General features: G+C 63.9%; 18 protein-coding genes. 7 read left to right on the top strand and 11 right to left on the bottom strand.

The window, feature by feature from the left end; all coding sequences use genetic code 11:
- The first annotated feature begins 7 nt into the window (after positions 1–7).
- On the top strand, positions 8–259 hold the full coding sequence (locus CH285_RS28440; RefSeq protein WP_230593050.1) for a hypothetical protein: 252 nt from the start codon (positions 8–10) through the stop codon (positions 257–259).
- A 133-nt stretch (positions 260–392) separates the two neighbouring features.
- Here the strand turns inward: CH285_RS28440 and CH285_RS17255 are convergent, their stop codons facing one another.
- The 3 genes from CH285_RS17255 to CH285_RS17240 form a co-directional block, all read right to left on the bottom strand.
- Entirely contained in the window at positions 393–953 is a 561-nt protein-coding gene (locus tag CH285_RS17255) for a signal peptidase I (protein WP_032371489.1), read from the bottom strand.
- Between the two features lie 626 nt (positions 954–1,579).
- Positions 1,580–2,116 (bottom strand): alternate-type signal peptide domain-containing protein, encoded by a 537-nt coding sequence (locus CH285_RS17245; protein WP_032371491.1) that lies wholly within the window; start codon positions 2,114–2,116, stop codon positions 1,580–1,582.
- Positions 2,117–2,530: 414 nt separating this feature from the next.
- Positions 2,531–3,820, bottom strand: a complete 1,290-nt coding sequence (locus tag CH285_RS17240) for an adenylosuccinate synthase (protein ID WP_027494295.1) — start codon at positions 3,818–3,820, stop codon at positions 2,531–2,533.
- Positions 3,821–4,022: 202 nt separating this feature from the next.
- Here CH285_RS17240 and CH285_RS17230 point away from each other — a divergent pair, with 202 nt between their 5' ends.
- The 3 genes from CH285_RS17230 to CH285_RS17220 all read left to right on the top strand — a co-directional run bounded on the left by CH285_RS17230 (position 4,023) and on the right by CH285_RS17220 (position 6,043).
- Positions 4,023–4,688, top strand: coding sequence for a hypothetical protein (locus CH285_RS17230; protein WP_052053266.1), 666 nt, complete (start codon positions 4,023–4,025; stop codon positions 4,686–4,688).
- Positions 4,685–5,458, top strand: a complete 774-nt coding sequence (locus CH285_RS17225) for a site-2 protease family protein (protein ID WP_032388974.1) — start codon at positions 4,685–4,687, stop codon at positions 5,456–5,458. The genes CH285_RS17230 and CH285_RS17225 overlap by 4 nt, the downstream gene beginning before the upstream one ends.
- A gap of 117 nt (positions 5,459–5,575) precedes the next feature.
- Positions 5,576–6,043, top strand: coding sequence for a pyridoxamine 5'-phosphate oxidase family protein (locus CH285_RS17220; protein ID WP_032371493.1), 468 nt, complete (start codon positions 5,576–5,578; stop codon positions 6,041–6,043).
- On the opposite strand, the gene CH285_RS17215 is transcribed toward CH285_RS17220, so the two are convergent.
- The 3 genes from CH285_RS17215 to CH285_RS17205 form a co-directional block, all read right to left on the bottom strand.
- On the bottom strand, positions 6,033–6,962 hold the full coding sequence (locus CH285_RS17215; protein ID WP_032371494.1) for a cation diffusion facilitator family transporter: 930 nt from the start codon (positions 6,960–6,962) through the stop codon (positions 6,033–6,035). The two genes, CH285_RS17220 and CH285_RS17215, sit on opposite strands and share 11 nt — an antisense overlap.
- A 78-nt stretch (positions 6,963–7,040) precedes the next feature.
- Positions 7,041–8,135, bottom strand: a complete 1,095-nt coding sequence (locus CH285_RS17210; RefSeq protein WP_032371495.1) for an FUSC family protein — start codon at positions 8,133–8,135, stop codon at positions 7,041–7,043.
- 37 nt (positions 8,136–8,172) lie between these two features.
- Entirely contained in the window at positions 8,173–8,589 is a 417-nt protein-coding gene (locus CH285_RS17205; RefSeq protein ID WP_032371624.1) for a DUF3151 domain-containing protein, read from the bottom strand.
- 148 nt (positions 8,590–8,737) lie between these two features.
- Between CH285_RS17205 and CH285_RS17200 the strand changes: the two genes are divergently transcribed.
- A complete protein-coding gene (locus CH285_RS17200; protein ID WP_052066491.1) occupies positions 8,738–9,439 on the top strand; it encodes an Rv0361 family membrane protein in 702 nt (233 codons plus the stop codon).
- A 63-nt stretch (positions 9,440–9,502) separates the two neighbouring features.
- Here CH285_RS17200 and fbaA read toward each other — a convergent pair whose 3' ends face one another.
- Positions 9,503–10,543, bottom strand: coding sequence for a class II fructose-bisphosphate aldolase (gene fbaA, locus CH285_RS17195; RefSeq protein WP_027494302.1), 1,041 nt, complete (start codon positions 10,541–10,543; stop codon positions 9,503–9,505).
- A gap of 185 nt (positions 10,544–10,728) precedes the next feature.
- Here fbaA and CH285_RS17190 point away from each other — a divergent pair, with 185 nt between their 5' ends.
- Positions 10,729–11,469 carry a VTT domain-containing protein gene (locus CH285_RS17190; RefSeq protein WP_371828753.1) on the top strand — a complete coding sequence of 247 codons (741 nt, stop codon included), beginning with the start codon at positions 10,729–10,731 and terminating at the stop codon, positions 11,467–11,469.
- A 73-nt stretch (positions 11,470–11,542) separates the two neighbouring features.
- A complete protein-coding gene (locus CH285_RS17185) occupies positions 11,543–12,208 on the top strand; it encodes a DedA family protein (RefSeq protein WP_027494304.1) in 666 nt (221 codons plus the stop codon).
- 117 nt (positions 12,209–12,325) lie between these two features.
- Here CH285_RS17185 and CH285_RS17180 read toward each other — a convergent pair whose 3' ends face one another.
- The 4 genes from CH285_RS17180 to CH285_RS17165 form a co-directional block, all read right to left on the bottom strand.
- Positions 12,326–13,462, bottom strand: a complete 1,137-nt coding sequence (locus tag CH285_RS17180; RefSeq protein WP_094643858.1) for a glycoside hydrolase family 76 protein — start codon at positions 13,460–13,462, stop codon at positions 12,326–12,328.
- A gap of 62 nt (positions 13,463–13,524) precedes the next feature.
- Positions 13,525–14,208, bottom strand: coding sequence for a TrmH family RNA methyltransferase (locus CH285_RS17175; protein ID WP_094643857.1), 684 nt, complete (start codon positions 14,206–14,208; stop codon positions 13,525–13,527).
- Positions 14,205–14,822 carry a DUF6636 domain-containing protein gene (locus tag CH285_RS17170; protein WP_255032282.1) on the bottom strand — a complete coding sequence of 206 codons (618 nt, stop codon included), beginning with the start codon at positions 14,820–14,822 and terminating at the stop codon, positions 14,205–14,207. The genes CH285_RS17175 and CH285_RS17170 overlap by 4 nt, the downstream gene beginning before the upstream one ends.
- 131 nt (positions 14,823–14,953) lie before the next feature.
- Positions 14,954–15,742, bottom strand: a complete 789-nt coding sequence (locus tag CH285_RS17165; RefSeq protein WP_027494308.1) for an SDR family oxidoreductase — start codon at positions 15,740–15,742, stop codon at positions 14,954–14,956.
- Positions 15,743–15,752 lie beyond the last annotated feature (10 nt).

Below are 15,752 nucleotides of genomic sequence, written 5' to 3'. Positions count from 1 at the left end.
TGATGGCGTGACTGCAGTGCCGTCAGTGCACGGCGCAGTCACACTTCCGTCCTTCCTGACAGTTACATCGAAAAATGCGCCGAGACCAGTCCCGGTAACAGCGACGGAGTACGAGAAATTTGTCGACCCGACGTTGCGGACAGTGAATGCCCCTGAGGTAATCGAACCGGGAAACAACCCGGTCAGCGGTGCAGACGCGTACGTCACCGGATCGTTCGAGTTGTTGATGGTTATGTCGACAGTTCCGGTTGTGAACTGACCTGACGTCGCAACCACAGTCGACGACCACGCGGCAAGAGTGCCCACGGCGCCGAGGCCCAGAACCATCCCGAGCGACAGAAGCGCACGAACGCGAGTACTGGACAGGACGTTGAACACCGGACGGAGAAAGCTCACGACTGCAGCTTTCGCCGCGACCGGTCGATCCCTGCGCTCGCAAACTGATAGAGCGCGAATGCAACCAAGCCGCCCGCAATCACGTATACGGCGGTCGTTCGGCGCTCACCGGTAATCCAATTATTCACGTACCCCAGGTACGGAATGCTGTACCAAACACTTCCGCGGATTTGCTCGGGCTTGACCGGGCTCTCATCAGGACGCGGATTATTGTCGCCCTGCGTTGTGTAAACCCGCCTGTTTTCTGCGTCGAAACCGACGGCGACGATCCTGTGCGTTATCACTTCGGGCAGTCCGGAGGCAATTTGGTATGTGACGGGTTCGCCGATGCCCATCGACTGCACGTCGCCCGGCTTGACGACGATCAAGGTTCCAGGTGGATACGTCGGTTCCATCGATGAGGTCAGAACTGTATATGCCTGCGATCCGCTGACCTTCGGCACAACCACGGCTGCAAGGAGGATCGCCACTACACAGAACAAGAGAAGCAAGGACATAACGTTGACGATCCACCAGCGGAGCCCGGTCTTCTCGCTGGTCTGCTCAGCGGTCGTCATTACTTCTGCACCTGCTCTCCAACAATGGTGAATTCATGTCGGTACGACGACGACACTGACGTCGAGGCGGACACCAACGTCGACCGCACACACAGCACCACTGCCTGATTGGCCTGAATGGTCTGCTCCAAGATCGGCGTTCCGACGGGGACGATTGCAGGCGACGACGTGCTCGCGGAAACGCTGACTACGGACGGGCCCGACGGCGCACTGGTCGTCGTGCAAGCAGCAACAGTCGTGCCGATCCGAACGTCTACGGCGACTTGCACCGGCGTGGCCGGTGCCACCGTAGCCGGCGTCAACCCAATCCTGCTCACTCTGAACCGCAGCGGGACGTTGCCACCGTTCCTCAACACCATCGCACCCTGGCCGAATTCACCGGGTGCAATCAAAGTTTTGGCGAGGTTGTCGAACTGGAAAACCTGGGAGGTCGTAGTCGAATCTCCACCCGCAAAGAGAGTCAACGTGCCCGCTTTGACCGACCCCGCGTTCATCGTCTCTTGGTCGCGCCACAGTGCGCCGGTAGTCTGCACTGACCCAAAGGCCAGGACAGCCACCGACGCAACCGCAATACCGAGCCACATTGTCTTGACTCTCGGTCTGAGTTTCGACACGAACCGAAATGACTACGGACGTGTCTGCTGAAGATTCAGCTTGAACGTCGACAAATTGATAGTGCCGTTCTGACCGACCTGATTGGCGGTTTCCCTATCGAAGGTGACCTTCGCCGACACCGTGATCGTCTGTCCGGCCTGAGCGGAGGTGATTGTGTTGGATCCGGTCGAGTTGGTAACCACGACCGGAGCATTGACAGCAGTCAATCCGGAAGTGCCGTCGTACCTCACTGCGGTCAGCGGATCAGCCGTCAACGTCGCGGTCAGATTGTTACCGGTGGCGGTGACTACGAATGTTGCGTCGTACTGCAGGATGTCGCCGGGTACCATACGGAAGCTGGCGATCGATGGGATCGGGGTGCCAGGCGCACCCGCCGAAATGTCTCTCCATCCCGTACTGGTACCGGGAGCGATGTCGAGAATACCTGCAGTCACGGTGCCACCGTCGACGGTTTCGCTATCACTCCAGAGCGCGTAGGACCCGGCACCGCCGAGCAGGAGCACGCCAGCGGCAGCGGCAGCGAGCGCGCCCTTGGTTGCCTTGTTCATTCGTTCTACTTTCTTCGGTGGCCACACGGGGCCGAGGGGGGTGATCCGATCGGATCGTCGGCCATCCGAAGAGGCCTCCGCAATTGGTGCGATGCTCATTGTTTCGCCACGTCTACGTGGCCTGTTACCCAAGTGAGAGTAAAAGTCCAGGAGTCTTTTCAGCCGCTCGTTTCGAACTCTGCGTTTACATGTCGCGATCATCTGTAAAGCAGAGCCTCATCCGGAATCGGTTGAATCGGACAACTGCCGACGGCCGATTTCGGACGATTACCCGTCCGAATGATTGTTTCCAGCCGGTCTACGAGAGCACAGTTTGTTTCATCGACACAGACGTTCCTGGGTCTACAGGTTCGTGCGGAGACAGCAAAAAGCCCCGAGGCAGTGTGCCTCGGGGCTTTTCGGTGACGGGTTCGGCTACCGCAGGATGTCTCGTCGAACGATGGTTTCGTCGCGGCCCGGTCCCACACCGATGCACGACATGTACGCGCCCGACAGTTCCTCGAGACGCAGGACGTAGTTCTGCGCGTTGATCGGCAGTTCCTCGAATGTCCGGGCACCGGAGATGTCCTCCCACCAACCGGGCATTTCTTCGTAGATCGGCTTCGCGTGGTGGAAACCGGTCTGCGTCATCGGCATTTCGTCGTGACGGACGCCGTCGACGTCGTAGGCGACGCAGATGGGCACGGTGTCCAGGCTGGAGAGCACGTCGAGCTTGGTCAGGAAGTAGTCGGTGATGCCGTTGACGCGGGTGGCGTACCGAGCGATGACCGCGTCGAACCAGCCCGTACGTCGGGCGCGACCGGTGGTGACGCCCACCTCGCCGCCCTGCTTGGCCAGGTACTCACCGTGGTTGTCGAACAGCTCGGTCGGGAACGGACCGGATCCCACACGCGTCGTATACGCCTTGAGGATGCCGAGCACCGTGGTGATCTTGTTCGGGCCGATGCCCGAGCCGACGGACGCGCCGCCTGCCGTCGGGTTCGACGACGTCACGTACGGATAGGTGCCGTGGTCGACGTCGAGCAACGTGCCCTGCGATCCCTCGAGCAGAATCGTGTCGCCACGCTCGAGCGCGAGGTTGAGCTGCAGGCGCGTATCGGTGATGCGGTGCTTGAATCCCTCGGCCTGCTCGAGCACCTCGTCGACGACCTGCTGTGGATCCAACGCCCGGCGGTTGTAGATCTTCGAGAGCACCTGGTTCTTGAATTCCAGTGCGGCCTCGACCTTTTGGGTCAGAATCTTCTCGTCGAGCACATCCGCCGCACGCACACCGACGCGGGCGAGCTTGTCCTGGTAGCACGGGCCGATGCCGCGCCCGGTGGTGCCGATCTTCTTGGCTCCGAGGAACCGCTCGGTGACCTTGTCGATGGCCACGTGGTACGGCATGATCAGGTGCGCATCGGCGCTGAGCAGCAGATTCGACGTATCGACATCGCGCTTCTCGAGGCCGTCGAGCTCGGTGAGCAGCACACCCGGATCGACGACGACACCGTTACCGATGACGTTCTTGACGCCCGGCGTGAGAATTCCCGACGGGATCAGGTGCAGTGCGAACTTGTCTCCGTTGGGAAGAACGACGGTGTGGCCGGCGTTGTTGCCGCCTTGGTAGCGAACCACCCACTGAAGTCGTTCGCCGAACAGGTCGGTGGCTTTGCCTTTGCCTTCGTCGCCCCACTGGGCGCCGATCAGGACTATCGCCGGCATGTGCTCTCCTACGTTGCTTTGTGCAAGGACGTGCTGCAGATGTACTCGAGCGAATGCAGCAGTCACCATTCGTCGCAGGCGCGACAGTGGCCGGGGGAACAGTCTAGCCGAGGCGGTGAGCTGGCCCGCATGCCGCTACGGTCGACGCCGAACGAGGGCACTATGGTCGTGACGAGGATTCATCGGAAGATCTAGGAGCGCCGTGACACCGTTCGTTCTGCAGTGCGGCAACCCGCTGCTGCCGATCACGCTGACCGACGTCCCACTGCGCAACGCCGACGCAGTACCGACCGACGACGACTGCAGCGCGATCTTCTCCGACATCGAATCCGCCCCCGAGCCACGCATCATCGTCCTGGGCGACGATGCATCCCTCGCCGCGCTGCTGACGCGCCTGATGCGCACCGAACGGTTGCACGTCGAGGTCGCGTTCGTGCCGGAGAACGCAACCGACGCCGCGCACATCTACAAGCTGGGCACCGGGTCACGTGCCGCCAAAGTCGCCCTGACGGGTACGGCCTCGAGCACACCCCTCATCCGCGACGATGCAGGCAAGGCCGTCGTCGGGAGGGCACTGCTCGGCGGTGCCGACGGAACCGACCTCGAAGGCGAGGCGTACGTCGACGACACCCGGTTGTTCTCCGGCGTCGTGCCCGGAGTCGAGGTGGCTCCCACCCCGGACATGCCCGGCCTCCGTGCACGCGTGGTCGGCCGTCGCCGATTTCTGCCGCGCCGCTGGGTGAGCGGCCGCGCCATGCAACTCGGCTCCCCCGCCGCCGAACTGACTCGCGACGGCATCGCCGGCGGCAAGGCGGTGAAGCGGTCGACCTTCTACCGCCACCATCAGGAGTGGTTGCTGGTCCGATGACCGTTCCGGTGCGGCGCGGTCCCGTCCTGCCCAGTCCGATCTTCGTCGCGGTACTCGCCATCGCCGGAATCGGCGGTGCTCTTGCCTGGACGGCGGAAGACGTCACGTCCGTCGCCGCGCGCATCGGAGTGTTCGTACTCGTTCTCGCCGGATGGATCGCGTCGGTGTGCCTGCACGAATTCGGACACGCCTACACCGCGTTTCGAGCCGGTGATCGCGAAGTCGAGCTCCGCGGCTACCTGACCCTGAACCCGCTGAAGTACACCCACCCGCTGCTGTCCATCGTTCTCCCGGTGGTGTTCATCGCGATCGGTGGGATCGGCCTGCCGGGCGGTGCCGTGTACCTGCGTACCGGGCAGTTCTCGGCGTCGACCCAGCGGCGCATCGCACTGGCCGGCCCGTTCGCCAATGCAGTTGTGGCCGTGGCACTTCTGGTGGTCATCAGACTGTTCGGCACCGACGGCACCAGCGCCGCCTTCTGGTACGGGCTCAGCTTTCTGGCGTTCCTGCAGATCATGGCCACGATCCTCAACCTGATCCCGGTGCCCGGACTCGACGGATACGCCGCCCTCGAACCCTCGCTCTCGCCCGCCACCCGGGCATCGCTGAACCAGTTCAAGGGATACGGAATTCTCGTCCTCGTTGCGCTGCTCTTCGTGCCGGCCGTCAATGCCGCCTTCTTCGGCGCGATCTACACCCTGTTCGGATTGTCGGGGGTCCCCGAGTTCTTCGCCGGCAACGGCAACTACCTGATGCGATTCTGGACCTGACAGGTCCAGCGGGAAACACTGCACGATATCGAACGCGATCGGCGGGATTCCGTCTGTTCGGGCGGATTCCGTGCATTCTTTCCCAACACTGTCGGTGCCGGATCGCATAATGTGCGCATGACGACGTGGAACGAATTCTCGGCAGCGGCCCCGACTCTCGCGTCGGCGGTGCGGGCTCGATTCGCCGCGCACAAGCACCATGTTCTCGCGACGCTACGAGCAGACGGCTCACCGCGCGTGAGCGGAACCGAGGTGGAGTTCGTGGACACCGGGGTGCTGCGACTCGGATCGATGCTCGGTGCTGCCAAAGCGCGAGATCTTCAGCGCGACGGCCGGTTCGCACTGCACAGCAATCCCGGCCATCACTCGATGGAGGGCGGCGACGCAAAGATCAGCGGAATCGCCGCAGAAATCACGGATCCTGCTGTGCTGCAACCGATATTCGACGCGGCTCCCGGCGAACTCGTGCCGTATCACGTGTTCGATCTCGACATCGGCGAAGTGGTACTGACGTCACTGGTGGACGATCACATGCAGATCGACGTCTGGCGTCCGGGAACCGAGGTACGCACCGTCACCAGGTGAGCTCTTCCTTGCAGGTTCGGCCGTGTGCGGTCGGCTCGACCTGCACGGTGGCATGGTCGAGTCCGTAGGTCGACAGCAGCGAGCGCGCGCGATCGAGCACCATCGACGACGATCCCTCGCATTCCAGGTGCACGGTGGCCACGTCCATTCCGGTGGTCAGGGTCCACACATGCAGGTCGTGCACTCCCGTCACTCCGGGAAGGGCGCTCAGATCGCCGGTCAACGCGTCCACGTCGACATCGGCAGGACTCGCCTGAGTGAGGATGCGCAGTGCCGACCCGGCGAGCTTGATCGCACGCGGAACCACCCACAGCGAGATGAGCACGCCGACGACGATGTCGACCCAGGTCCACCCGAACACCAGCATGAGCACACCGCCCACCAACACACCGACGCTGCCGACGGCGTCGGCCAGCACCTCCATGTAGGCACCGCGAACGGCGAGAGAGTCCTTCGCATCGCCGCGGATGAGCATCATGACGACGATGTTCGCGGCAAGACCGGCCGCAGCGGTGAGGATCAAAGGAAGACCGGGGATCTCGGGCGCATCGCCGATGCGAGATATCGCCTCGTACATGATGAACGCCGCAACGCCCAGCAGCAGAACAGCATTCGCGATTGCGGTGAGCACCTCGGCACGGTGCCAACCGAATGTCCTTGCCGCTGCGGCACTTCCCTTTCGCGCAAGGACGAGAGCGATCAAGCCCATCGACATTCCGAGTACGTCGGTGAGCATGTGGCCGGCATCAGCGAGCAGACCGAGCGAGCCGATGGCCAGCGCGACGGTCAGTTCGACCACCAGGAACACCACCAGAACGCCCAACGCCACGATCATCTTGCGAACCCGAGATCTGGGCGGTCCCGCGCCGTCGGGCGAATGACCACCCACGCCGTGGCTGTGTCCGTGACCCGCGCCCATGACTCCCCCTCGTGACTGCAACGACTTCAGGCAGTCACCATATGCGTACATACGCATATATGCAATGGTGTGCTCGGGTCACAACTCCGGCGGGACATGCGGATGCTTGACCGTCGGCGGCAGAGTCGCCAGCGCTGAGATGCGCTTGAGCCCGGCGACCTGCAACAGATCGACGATGATCGACCGCAACTGAGCGAGCACCACCGTCGCCGACAACCCGGCGTTCGAGATCAGTTCCGGCTTGGCTCCGGCAGCAACCGACCGCAACACCCGCGCGGCCTCCGCCGCATCCGGTTTCTGCCCCGGATCGGCGAGAATCATTTGACGTAGGACTTCCACCGCATGCGCCAGCTTCTCCACCTCGTCGACCACCCGCGGGTCGAGAATTTCGTCGTCGCGCACCAAGGTCAACGACCGCCGTGCCAGCACCCGAATATTGCGAACAGCGTTGTCGATGGGGTCGGCTGTCGCCGCCAGGGCCGCCAACCGAGTGCGATGATTCCAGTACATCGGAGAAATGCGCGCGATCTCCCGGCCGCCCTTGAGATCGGTCCGCAGAGCATCGATTCCGGACTGCGTCGCCCGAGCCTTGCGCAACGCATCCTCGATGGGCTTCGGGTCGTTGGCCACCAACCCGTCGGCCACTTTCTGCAACACACTCGCCGCGGTGGCCAACACGTTCGCTGCATCCTTACGCGCCCGCCACACCGGATGCGTCGGAATCAACGCCACGATCGCGATGCCCACCAGACCACCGACCAACGCGTCGACCATGCGGTTGGGGCCACCCATGTTGCCAGGAGGAATGAGGGTCGCCACCAGCACCGCGGACGATCCGGCCTGCATCGCGATGATGGGGCCGCCGTCGAGGAACACCGCGGCCGACATCGCCAACACGACCACCAGCGCGATCTGCCACGGCCCACTGCCGATCAGGGAGATCAACAGATCGCCGACGCCGATGCCCACCGTCACGCCGGCCACCAGCTCGGCCGATCGGCGCAACCGCGCGCCGAGGGACACACCGAGCGAGACGACGGCCGCAATGGGCGCGAAGAACGGACGTTCGTGACCGACGAGGTCCGTGGCGACGAACCACGCGACTCCGGCCGCCAACGCGCACTGCACGATGGGCAACAACGACAACCGCAGCCGCTCGGTGCCCGCTTTCATCCGGGTTCGGCCACGCGCCCGGCTCGCGCGGGCCCGATCAGCCCAGGCCGAGCGCTTCCGCTGCTTTGGGATCACTGTCTTCGAGGAGGTCGAGGCAGCGGGCGTACTCGTCGTGCTCGCCGATGTCGCGGGCGGCTTTGGCGAGGACTGCGACGCATCGGAGGAATCCGCGGTTGGGCTCATGGCTGTACGGGACCGGCCCGAATCCCTTCCATCCGTTACGACGCAACTGGTCCAGACCTCGGTGATAACCGGTACGCGCATAGGCGTACGCGGTGATGGTGGCACCCGATTCGAGAGCGGCCTCGGCGAGATAGGCCCACGCGATCGACGCCGTCGGATGGGCCGCAGCAACCGTCTCGGGAGCCTCGTGATTCAGCAGTGCGGATTCGGCCTCGTCGTCGCCGGGCAACAGCGTTGGTTGAGGTCCGAGCAGATCACCGAAAGAAGTCATGGCGCTCATTGTGCCCCTACGTCACCCAATCGTGTCCGAACACCCCCGGCGGCGCTCACGCTGCGCTGCACACGCGGTCGATAGGCTGCCAGCTGACGAAATTTCGGACTTACAGCTTTCGAGGAATTCGGTGAACGAGGGAGAACGCATGCCGGACGAGAAGAACAATGCGACCCCCGAGGCCGACACGACCAAGATCGACCTGAACAAGAAGAAGCCGGCCGACGAATCGACGGACGCCCCCACCGAGAAGATCGCTGCACCTGAAGCCGATTCGCCGGTAGCTGCGCCTCGAAAAGCCGAGCCCCAGAAGATTGCGCCCCAGAAGATCGCGCCCAGAAAGATCGAACCGCAGAAAGCTCGGCCGCAGCAGGTCGGACCACGCCGCGTCGGACCGCCGGCTGCGGAACCGAACAAACCGAGTCACAAGAAGTGGTGGGCGGCTCTGATTGCCGCGGTGGTGGTGATCGCGGCAGTGGCCGCCGGTGCGTACCTGCTGATCGACCGCACGGGCGTCGAGGACTCACCGGAAGCGCAGATTCGCACGACGGTCGAGTCGTTCACCAGGGCGCTGGCCGCCGGAGATCTGGCCACGCTGCGCAGCACGTCCTGCGGAGACCTGGCGACGTTCTACCGCGACATCCCGGACGCGGAGTTCGCCGACGTGCATCGGGTGTCCGTGGAGCAGGGCAACATCCCCACCGTCGACAGCATCGACGCCATCCAGGTCACCGACGACACCACGGCGATCGCTCAGGTCATAGCCCACACGGACGCCAACCCGAACGACCGCTCACCGCGCACCTTCGACCTGAGCCTCGACGGCGATCAGTGGAAGGTATGCAGCTGAGTACCCATGTGAGTGGAACTTCGTAGCCCACTACGAAGTTCCACTCACATGCGGCGCAGCCGCTTATCCGGCGCTGACGCTGCGTCCGGCCGACTTCAGGTCGTTGCAGGCCTCGATCACACGGGCCGTCATTCCCGCTTCTGCCTTCTTGAGGTAGCTGCGCGGGTCGTAGGCCTTCTTGTTGCCCACCTCGCCGTCGATCTTGAGCACACCGTCGTAGTTGGAGAAGAAGTGTCCGGCGATCGGGCGGCTGAATGCGTACTGGGTATCGGTGTCGACGTTCATCTTCACCGTTCCGTACTCGAGCGCCTCTTCGATTTCGCTCTTCGCCGAGCCCGATCCGCCGTGGAAGACGAAATCGAACGGCTTCGAGCCCGATGCCAAGCCGAGCTTCTCGCTGGCCACACGCTGACCGTCGGCGAGAACGGACGGCTTGAGCTTGACGTTGCCCGGCTTGTAGACGCCGTGCACGTTGCCGAAGGTGGCCGCCAGCAGGTAGCGCGAGCCGGCGTCTCCGGCACCGAGTGCCTCGACGGTCTTGAGGAAGTCCTCGTTCGACGTGTACAGCTTGTCGTTGATCTCGGCCTCGACGCCGTCTTCCTCGCCGCCGACGACACCGATTTCGATCTCCAGGATGATCTTCGCAGCCGCAGCGCGGGCCAACAGATCCTTCGCGATCTCCAGGTTCTCGTCGATCGGCACGGCCGATCCGTCCCACATGTGCGACTGGAACAGCGGGTTCTTGCCGGCGTCGACGCGCTCCTGCGAGATCGCGAGCAGCGGACGCACGTAGGTGTCCAGCTTGTCCTTGGGGCAGTGGTCGGTGTGCAGCGCGATCGTGACGTCGTATTCGGCAGCCACGACGTGGGCGAACTCGGCGAGCGCGACAGCGCCGGTGACCATGCTCTTCACACCCAGGCCGGAGCCGAATTCTGCGCCGCCGGTCGAGAACTGGATGATGCCGTCGCTACCCGCGTCGGCGAAGCCTTTGATGGCGGCGTTGATGGACTCGGAACCCACACAGTTGATTGCCGGGAAGGCGAACTTGTGTTCCTTCGCCCGGCCCAGCATCTCGGCGTAGACCTCGGGAGTTGCGATAGGCACGGCGTCATTCCTCCATTGAAAGTTCGATTGTGTCCTGTGCAGTATGGCAACCTCCGGGCTCGGTGTCGTGCGTACCCGCTCACGTCCCTCCCGGGTGGTTGTCCGTCGAGGGGTGCCGAACAGGCCATCGAGTTCACGGTCGGCCGACACCGACTGTTCAGGAGTTGCCGGTTTCGGCCGGTAGTGTGGGCGCGGTGAGTCTTCTTGCTGCTTCGGAATCGGTGACGACGAATCTGGCCCTGTTGCCCGGTTTCCTCGATCCGGTGAACCTGCTCAATTCCTTCGGTCACTGGGTCCTGATCGGTCTGCTGCTGGTGGTGTTCATCGAGTCGGGCCTGCTGTTCCCGCTGCTGCCCGGCGACTCGTTGCTCTTCACAGCCGGCCTGATCGCGGCGTCGAAGTCCACCGAGATCGAGCCGTTCGCGTCCATCTGGACGCTGGTCATCCTGATTCCCATCGCGGCGATCCTCGGCGACCAGGTCGGTTTCCTCATCGGCACCAAGGGCGGTGCCGCCCTCTTCAAGAGCAACGACGCCCGATTCTTCAAGAAGAAGTACATCGACGAGTCGCACGTCTTCTTCGAGAAGCACGGCCCGATCACGATCATCCTGGCGAGGTTCGTACCCATCGTGCGGACGTTCGCGCCGGTCGTCGCCGGTGCGTCGCACATGAAGTACTCGCTGTTCCTGACGTACAACGTCGTCGGCGGCATCCTGTGGGGCGCGGGTGTCACGGTTCTGGGGTACCTGCTCGGACAGATCGCGTTCATCCGCGACCACGTCGACATCATCTTCCTGCTGATCGTCGCCGTGTCCGTACTGCCCATCGTGATCGAGGTCGGCAAGCGCATGATCAAGGCCCGCAAGACTCCACTCGGGGAAGCAGCCGACGCGATCGAAGCCGACGCCCCGGACTCCAAGTCCTGATCGAGAAATTCCGAAAGCGATCGAGCCCGTGTCACTGAGCGCCACCGCATTGACCGCCACCGCACTGCAGACCGTGTCCACCGAGGCCGTCGGCAGTTTCGGACCGCTGCAGTCTGCGGGTCCGCTGGTCGTGTGGGTGATCGTGATGGCATTCGTGTTCATCGAATGCGCGGTGATCATCGGCCTGTTCCTACCCGGTGACTCGATGCTGATCACTGCGGGCATCGTCATGGCGACGCACGCGTCGGGCACCGGCCACATCTGGGCTCTCTCGGTCGGTGCGATGGTCGCGGCGATAGCCGGCAACCAGGTGGGATACATGATCGGCCACCGAACCGGTTCGACGCTGGTGGCCCGCAAGAACGGCAAGTACCTCAACACCAAGAACCTGCACAAGGTAAATCTGCTGCTGGAAAAGCACGGATTCTGGGCGGTTCTCGTCGCGCGTTGGATCCCGTGGGTGCGCACGCTGTGCCCGATGGTCGCCGGGGCCGCGAAGATGGATCACCGTCGCTACACCATCGCCAGCACTCTGGGCGCGATCATCTGGGCACCGGTGCTGCTGCTCGTCGGGTTCTACTTCGGCTCGTTCATCCAACGCATCCCGTGGCTGATGCCCGCGGTGCTGATCAGCATGATCGTGCTGCTGGTCGTCGGAACGGGTCTGGGCATTTGGCAATACCGCAAGGAAATGGCGCGTCCCGAAGAGACGATCGTCGTCGACGAGGTTGTCGAGTAGTAGCCCGGAACGATTTAAAAACCGGCGGGAGTGCAGCCTGCGGAACGACCTAGAATCCGCGGGAGTGCAGCCTGCGGAACGACCTAGAATCCCCGGGAGTGCAGCCTGCGGAACGACCTAGAATCCAGCAGCGCAAACGCGGTAGGCCGCTTCCATGAGCATCCAGCCACCGAGTTGCACGGACAGGTCGCGTTCGGGCACCTCGGACGGTCGGACCGTTCCCTCGGCGAAGGTGGCGATGTGCAGGCCTTGCCCCGGGAATCGTGCTTCGCGGGTCCAGTCGGCACCGAACAGTGGGTTGTCCTCCACTTCGAGTCTGTTCTCCCATGCGGCCTCGGCCGAGGCGAGGACGATTGCAGCGGCGACCTCTCGTGCACGGTCGTCGGCGTCGGTGTCGCCGGGTAGTTCGGTGGCCACCAACGCGAGGTAGCGCGCGAGAATCGGGTTGAACAGGCCCCCGTCTCCCCCGCCGCCGCCGGTGATGACGAGGTTGCGGGTGAGGTGGTTCTCGACGGCGTCGACCAGCGCGTGGACGCGCTGCGCGTGCCTCGGCTCGCCGAGACGGAGTGCGAGTTCGGTTTCCACGCCGAGTGCGACGCCCTGGCAGTAGCTGTAGATCGCGCGTTCGACCTCGCCCGACTTGCCCGCGTCGACGACGGCGCGGGTGGAATGCATGCCGTCGAGGATCAATCCGGTGCGTGAGTCACGCAGGGTGCGGTCCATCCAGTCCGACATCTCCTGGGCGCGCCAGAGCCGACCGGTGCGGGCGAGCATGATGGCGGCTGGGCCGTTGGCAGGCGCGTTGTAGAAGTCGGATTTCTTGCGCCACGGGATGCCGCCGCCTTCGGCCGGAGCCCAGGCGTCGAACAGTTCCATCTCGATCTGCTGGATGCCGCTGCGATTTCCGACGAAGTGCTGACGCTGCGCACGTTCGAGGGCCAACCCGAGCCAGGCCATGTCGTCGTAGTAGTTGTTGGTCCAGCCGGTGAGGTTTCGGGTGCGGTGCGCGCGGGTGATCTTCGTCAGGCGTCGTCGACGTTTTGTGGTGAGTTCGCGGTCGGCGGCATCCACTGCGCAGTCGAGCAGGTGTGCCTGCCACCAGTAGTGCCAGCGCAGGAAGGCACGCTCATGCTTGACGGGCGGCCACGCGACGACTCCGAGCGCCGTACCGGGCAGCCCCCACAGCCGACGCATGTGCCGTGCGACGACGGCCCCCTCCGCAGCGTCGGCACGCTGCGACCACAACTCCTGCATGCCCGCAATCCTGCCACTACCGTTGCCGAACCGTTACATCCCGTCCTGGTAAGGCCCTTTCCTCACCATGCGGTATCGAGATCGGCGTGGCGACGAATCCACGAGTGCATCGCAATCCCGGCCGCAACACCGGCATTGATGCTGCGTGTCGACCCGAACTGCGCGATCGAGACCGTCATGGACGCGGACTCCCGCGCACTCTCGGAGACGCCGGGACCCTCCTGGCCGAACAGCAGCAGGCAGTTGCGCGGCAATTCTGCCGTTTCGATCGGCACCGAGCCCGGGGTGTTGTCGACGGCGACGACGACGAGTCCCTGGTCCTCGGCGAACGCCATCAGCACCTCCACCGAATCGTGGTGGTGAATGTGTTGGTACCGGTCGGTGACCATCGCGCCGCGACGGTTCCATCGACGCCTCCCGACGATGTGCACCGCCTGTGCAGCGAAGGCGTTGGCCGTGCGCACCACGGTGCCGATGTTCGCGTCGTTCGCGAAGTTCTCGATGGCGACGTGCAGTGAATGACGGCGAGTGTCGATGTCGGCGACTATGGCCTCGCGTCGCCAGTATCGATATGCGTCGACGACATTGCGTCGATCACCGGCGGCGAGTAGTTCGGGGTCCAGTCGCGGGTCGGCGGGCGGCGGCTCGTCGTGGGTGTCCGACCACGGGCCGACGCCGTTCGGGTTCTCACCCCATTCGGTGGGACCGGCTTCGGCCGGTTGGCCGTCGATCTCGTTCTCGCTCAATAGATTTCGTTACTGTCGGGCGCGATCCGGAATCCGTGACCGGTGGCGTCGTTCGCGCACGAGATTCCGTTCTCGGCCGAGGTACAGGTGTAGCCACCCTCGGCGATGGTCGCACCGACAGCCAGCGGCGGATCCATCGACTCGCCACCCGAGGTGTACACCACTCCCCCGGAACACATGAATGCCGCGGGACCGTCGTTGGTCACGCGAATACCGTTGCCCCAGTTGATCATGCAGTCGTCGGGCCGCGGCGGAACCGGGGTGGTCGTGCCTTGACAGCCGGCCTCGGTGCGACTCGACAGCGGCACGATGCCGCATTGAAACAGCCCGTCGGGCGAAGTGAAGTAATAGGCCCCGCCGATCGCGGCATACGTCGTCTGCGGCTCCGCGACCGTTGGGGGTGGTTCGACCGGCGGGGGCGGCGGCGCTTCCGACGTGGTCGTCACCGGCGGCGGAGTCGTGGTCGGTGCGGTCGTCGTGGTGGTCGGCACGGGGGTGGTGGTCGACGACGTAGGCGGCGCTTGCGCAGCCGACTCGCTACTGCAGCCGGTGAGTACGAGCGCCGACCCGACCCCGACAGCGACCACCCACGCCCGCACCGTTCCGAATCGCACTGTCCCGAATTGTCTTGTCCTGCTCGACCGCACCGTGCTCAGCATGAAGAAAACCCGACCCACCTTTCGACACCTACTGCTCGAAAGACAGACGATACCGGCGCAGCGCCGGCATCGTCCGGTGCGGCGTTCTAGGTGTGGCTCAGACGGCGGTTGACTTCACGGGTGAGCCACGCAGGCGAGAACCGTGAACCGAGCGAGAGCGCCTTGGAGGGCAGCCCGACCGGGAAGTGCACCTTGTGCAACCGGCGCTTCACCGGACGGGTGGCGTCGAAGATCGCGTCGGACACATCTTTGACGGTGAGCTTGATGCCCAACGAGCTCGTGGTGCCCGTCGAGATCTTCTCGGTCATCGCCGTCTGGACGAACAGCGGCCACATGGCCTTGACCGCGATGTCGTACTTGCTCCATTCGAGATCCAACGCCTCGGTGATGCCGCGCACCGCGAACTTGGATGCGCCGTACGTCACCAACTCGGGCTGACCGTAGATGGCCGAGGCCGAGCACAGGTTGACGACCTGCGCGCCCGGGGTGTCCCTGAGGTAGGGGAATGCAGCGTGGGTGCCGTAGACGACGCCGTTGACGTTGATGTCGATCTGGCGGCGATGCACCGAGAGCGGCATGTCTTCGAAGGCCCCTGCAGCGAGGATCCCGGCATTGTTGATCAAGATGTCGAGTCGACCGTCACCCTCGGCAACGAACTCCTTCAACCGGGTTTCCCACTGGTCGGAGTTGGTTACATCCAAAGTACCGGTGAACACCCGACCGCTGAGCGAAGCAGCTTCCTTGCCGAGTGACGCCAAACCGGTCTCGTCGATGTCGTACGCACCGACAAGGTAACCGTTGGCAGCGAACTTGAGTGCCGTTGCACGGCCGATGCCGGCCGCGGCACCTGAGATGAAGACAGTTGGTCGAGTCACATCGATCACC

Source organism: Rhodococcus sp. 05-2256-B1 (assembly GCF_002258465.1).
GTDB lineage: Bacteria > Actinomycetota > Actinomycetes > Mycobacteriales > Mycobacteriaceae > Rhodococcoides > Rhodococcoides fascians.
This window is presented reverse-complemented; position numbering and strand designations above follow the sequence as displayed.

Coding starts and splice junctions, on each gene's coding strand:
- CH285_RS17255 (WP_032371489.1), bottom strand. CDS start 953: ATGACGACCGCTGAGCAGACCAGCGAGAAGACCGGGCTCCGCTGGTGG.
- CH285_RS17225 (WP_032388974.1), top strand. CDS start 4,685: ATGACCGTTCCGGTGCGGCGCGGTCCCGTCCTGCCCAGTCCGATCTTC.
- CH285_RS17240 (WP_027494295.1), bottom strand. CDS start 3,820: ATGCCGGCGATAGTCCTGATCGGCGCCCAGTGGGGCGACGAAGGCAAA.
- CH285_RS17210 (WP_032371495.1), bottom strand. CDS start 8,135: ATGAAAGCGGGCACCGAGCGGCTGCGGTTGTCGTTGTTGCCCATCGTG.
- CH285_RS17215 (WP_032371494.1), bottom strand. CDS start 6,962: ATGGGCGCGGGTCACGGACACAGCCACGGCGTGGGTGGTCATTCGCCC.
- CH285_RS17180 (WP_094643858.1), bottom strand. CDS start 13,462: ATGCAGGAGTTGTGGTCGCAGCGTGCCGACGCTGCGGAGGGGGCCGTC.
- CH285_RS17205 (WP_032371624.1), bottom strand. CDS start 8,589: ATGACTTCTTTCGGTGATCTGCTCGGACCTCAACCAACGCTGTTGCCC.
- CH285_RS17200 (WP_052066491.1), top strand. CDS start 8,738: ATGCCGGACGAGAAGAACAATGCGACCCCCGAGGCCGACACGACCAAG.
- CH285_RS17220 (WP_032371493.1), top strand. CDS start 5,576: ATGACGACGTGGAACGAATTCTCGGCAGCGGCCCCGACTCTCGCGTCG.
- CH285_RS17245 (WP_032371491.1), bottom strand. CDS start 2,116: ATGAACAAGGCAACCAAGGGCGCGCTCGCTGCCGCTGCCGCTGGCGTG.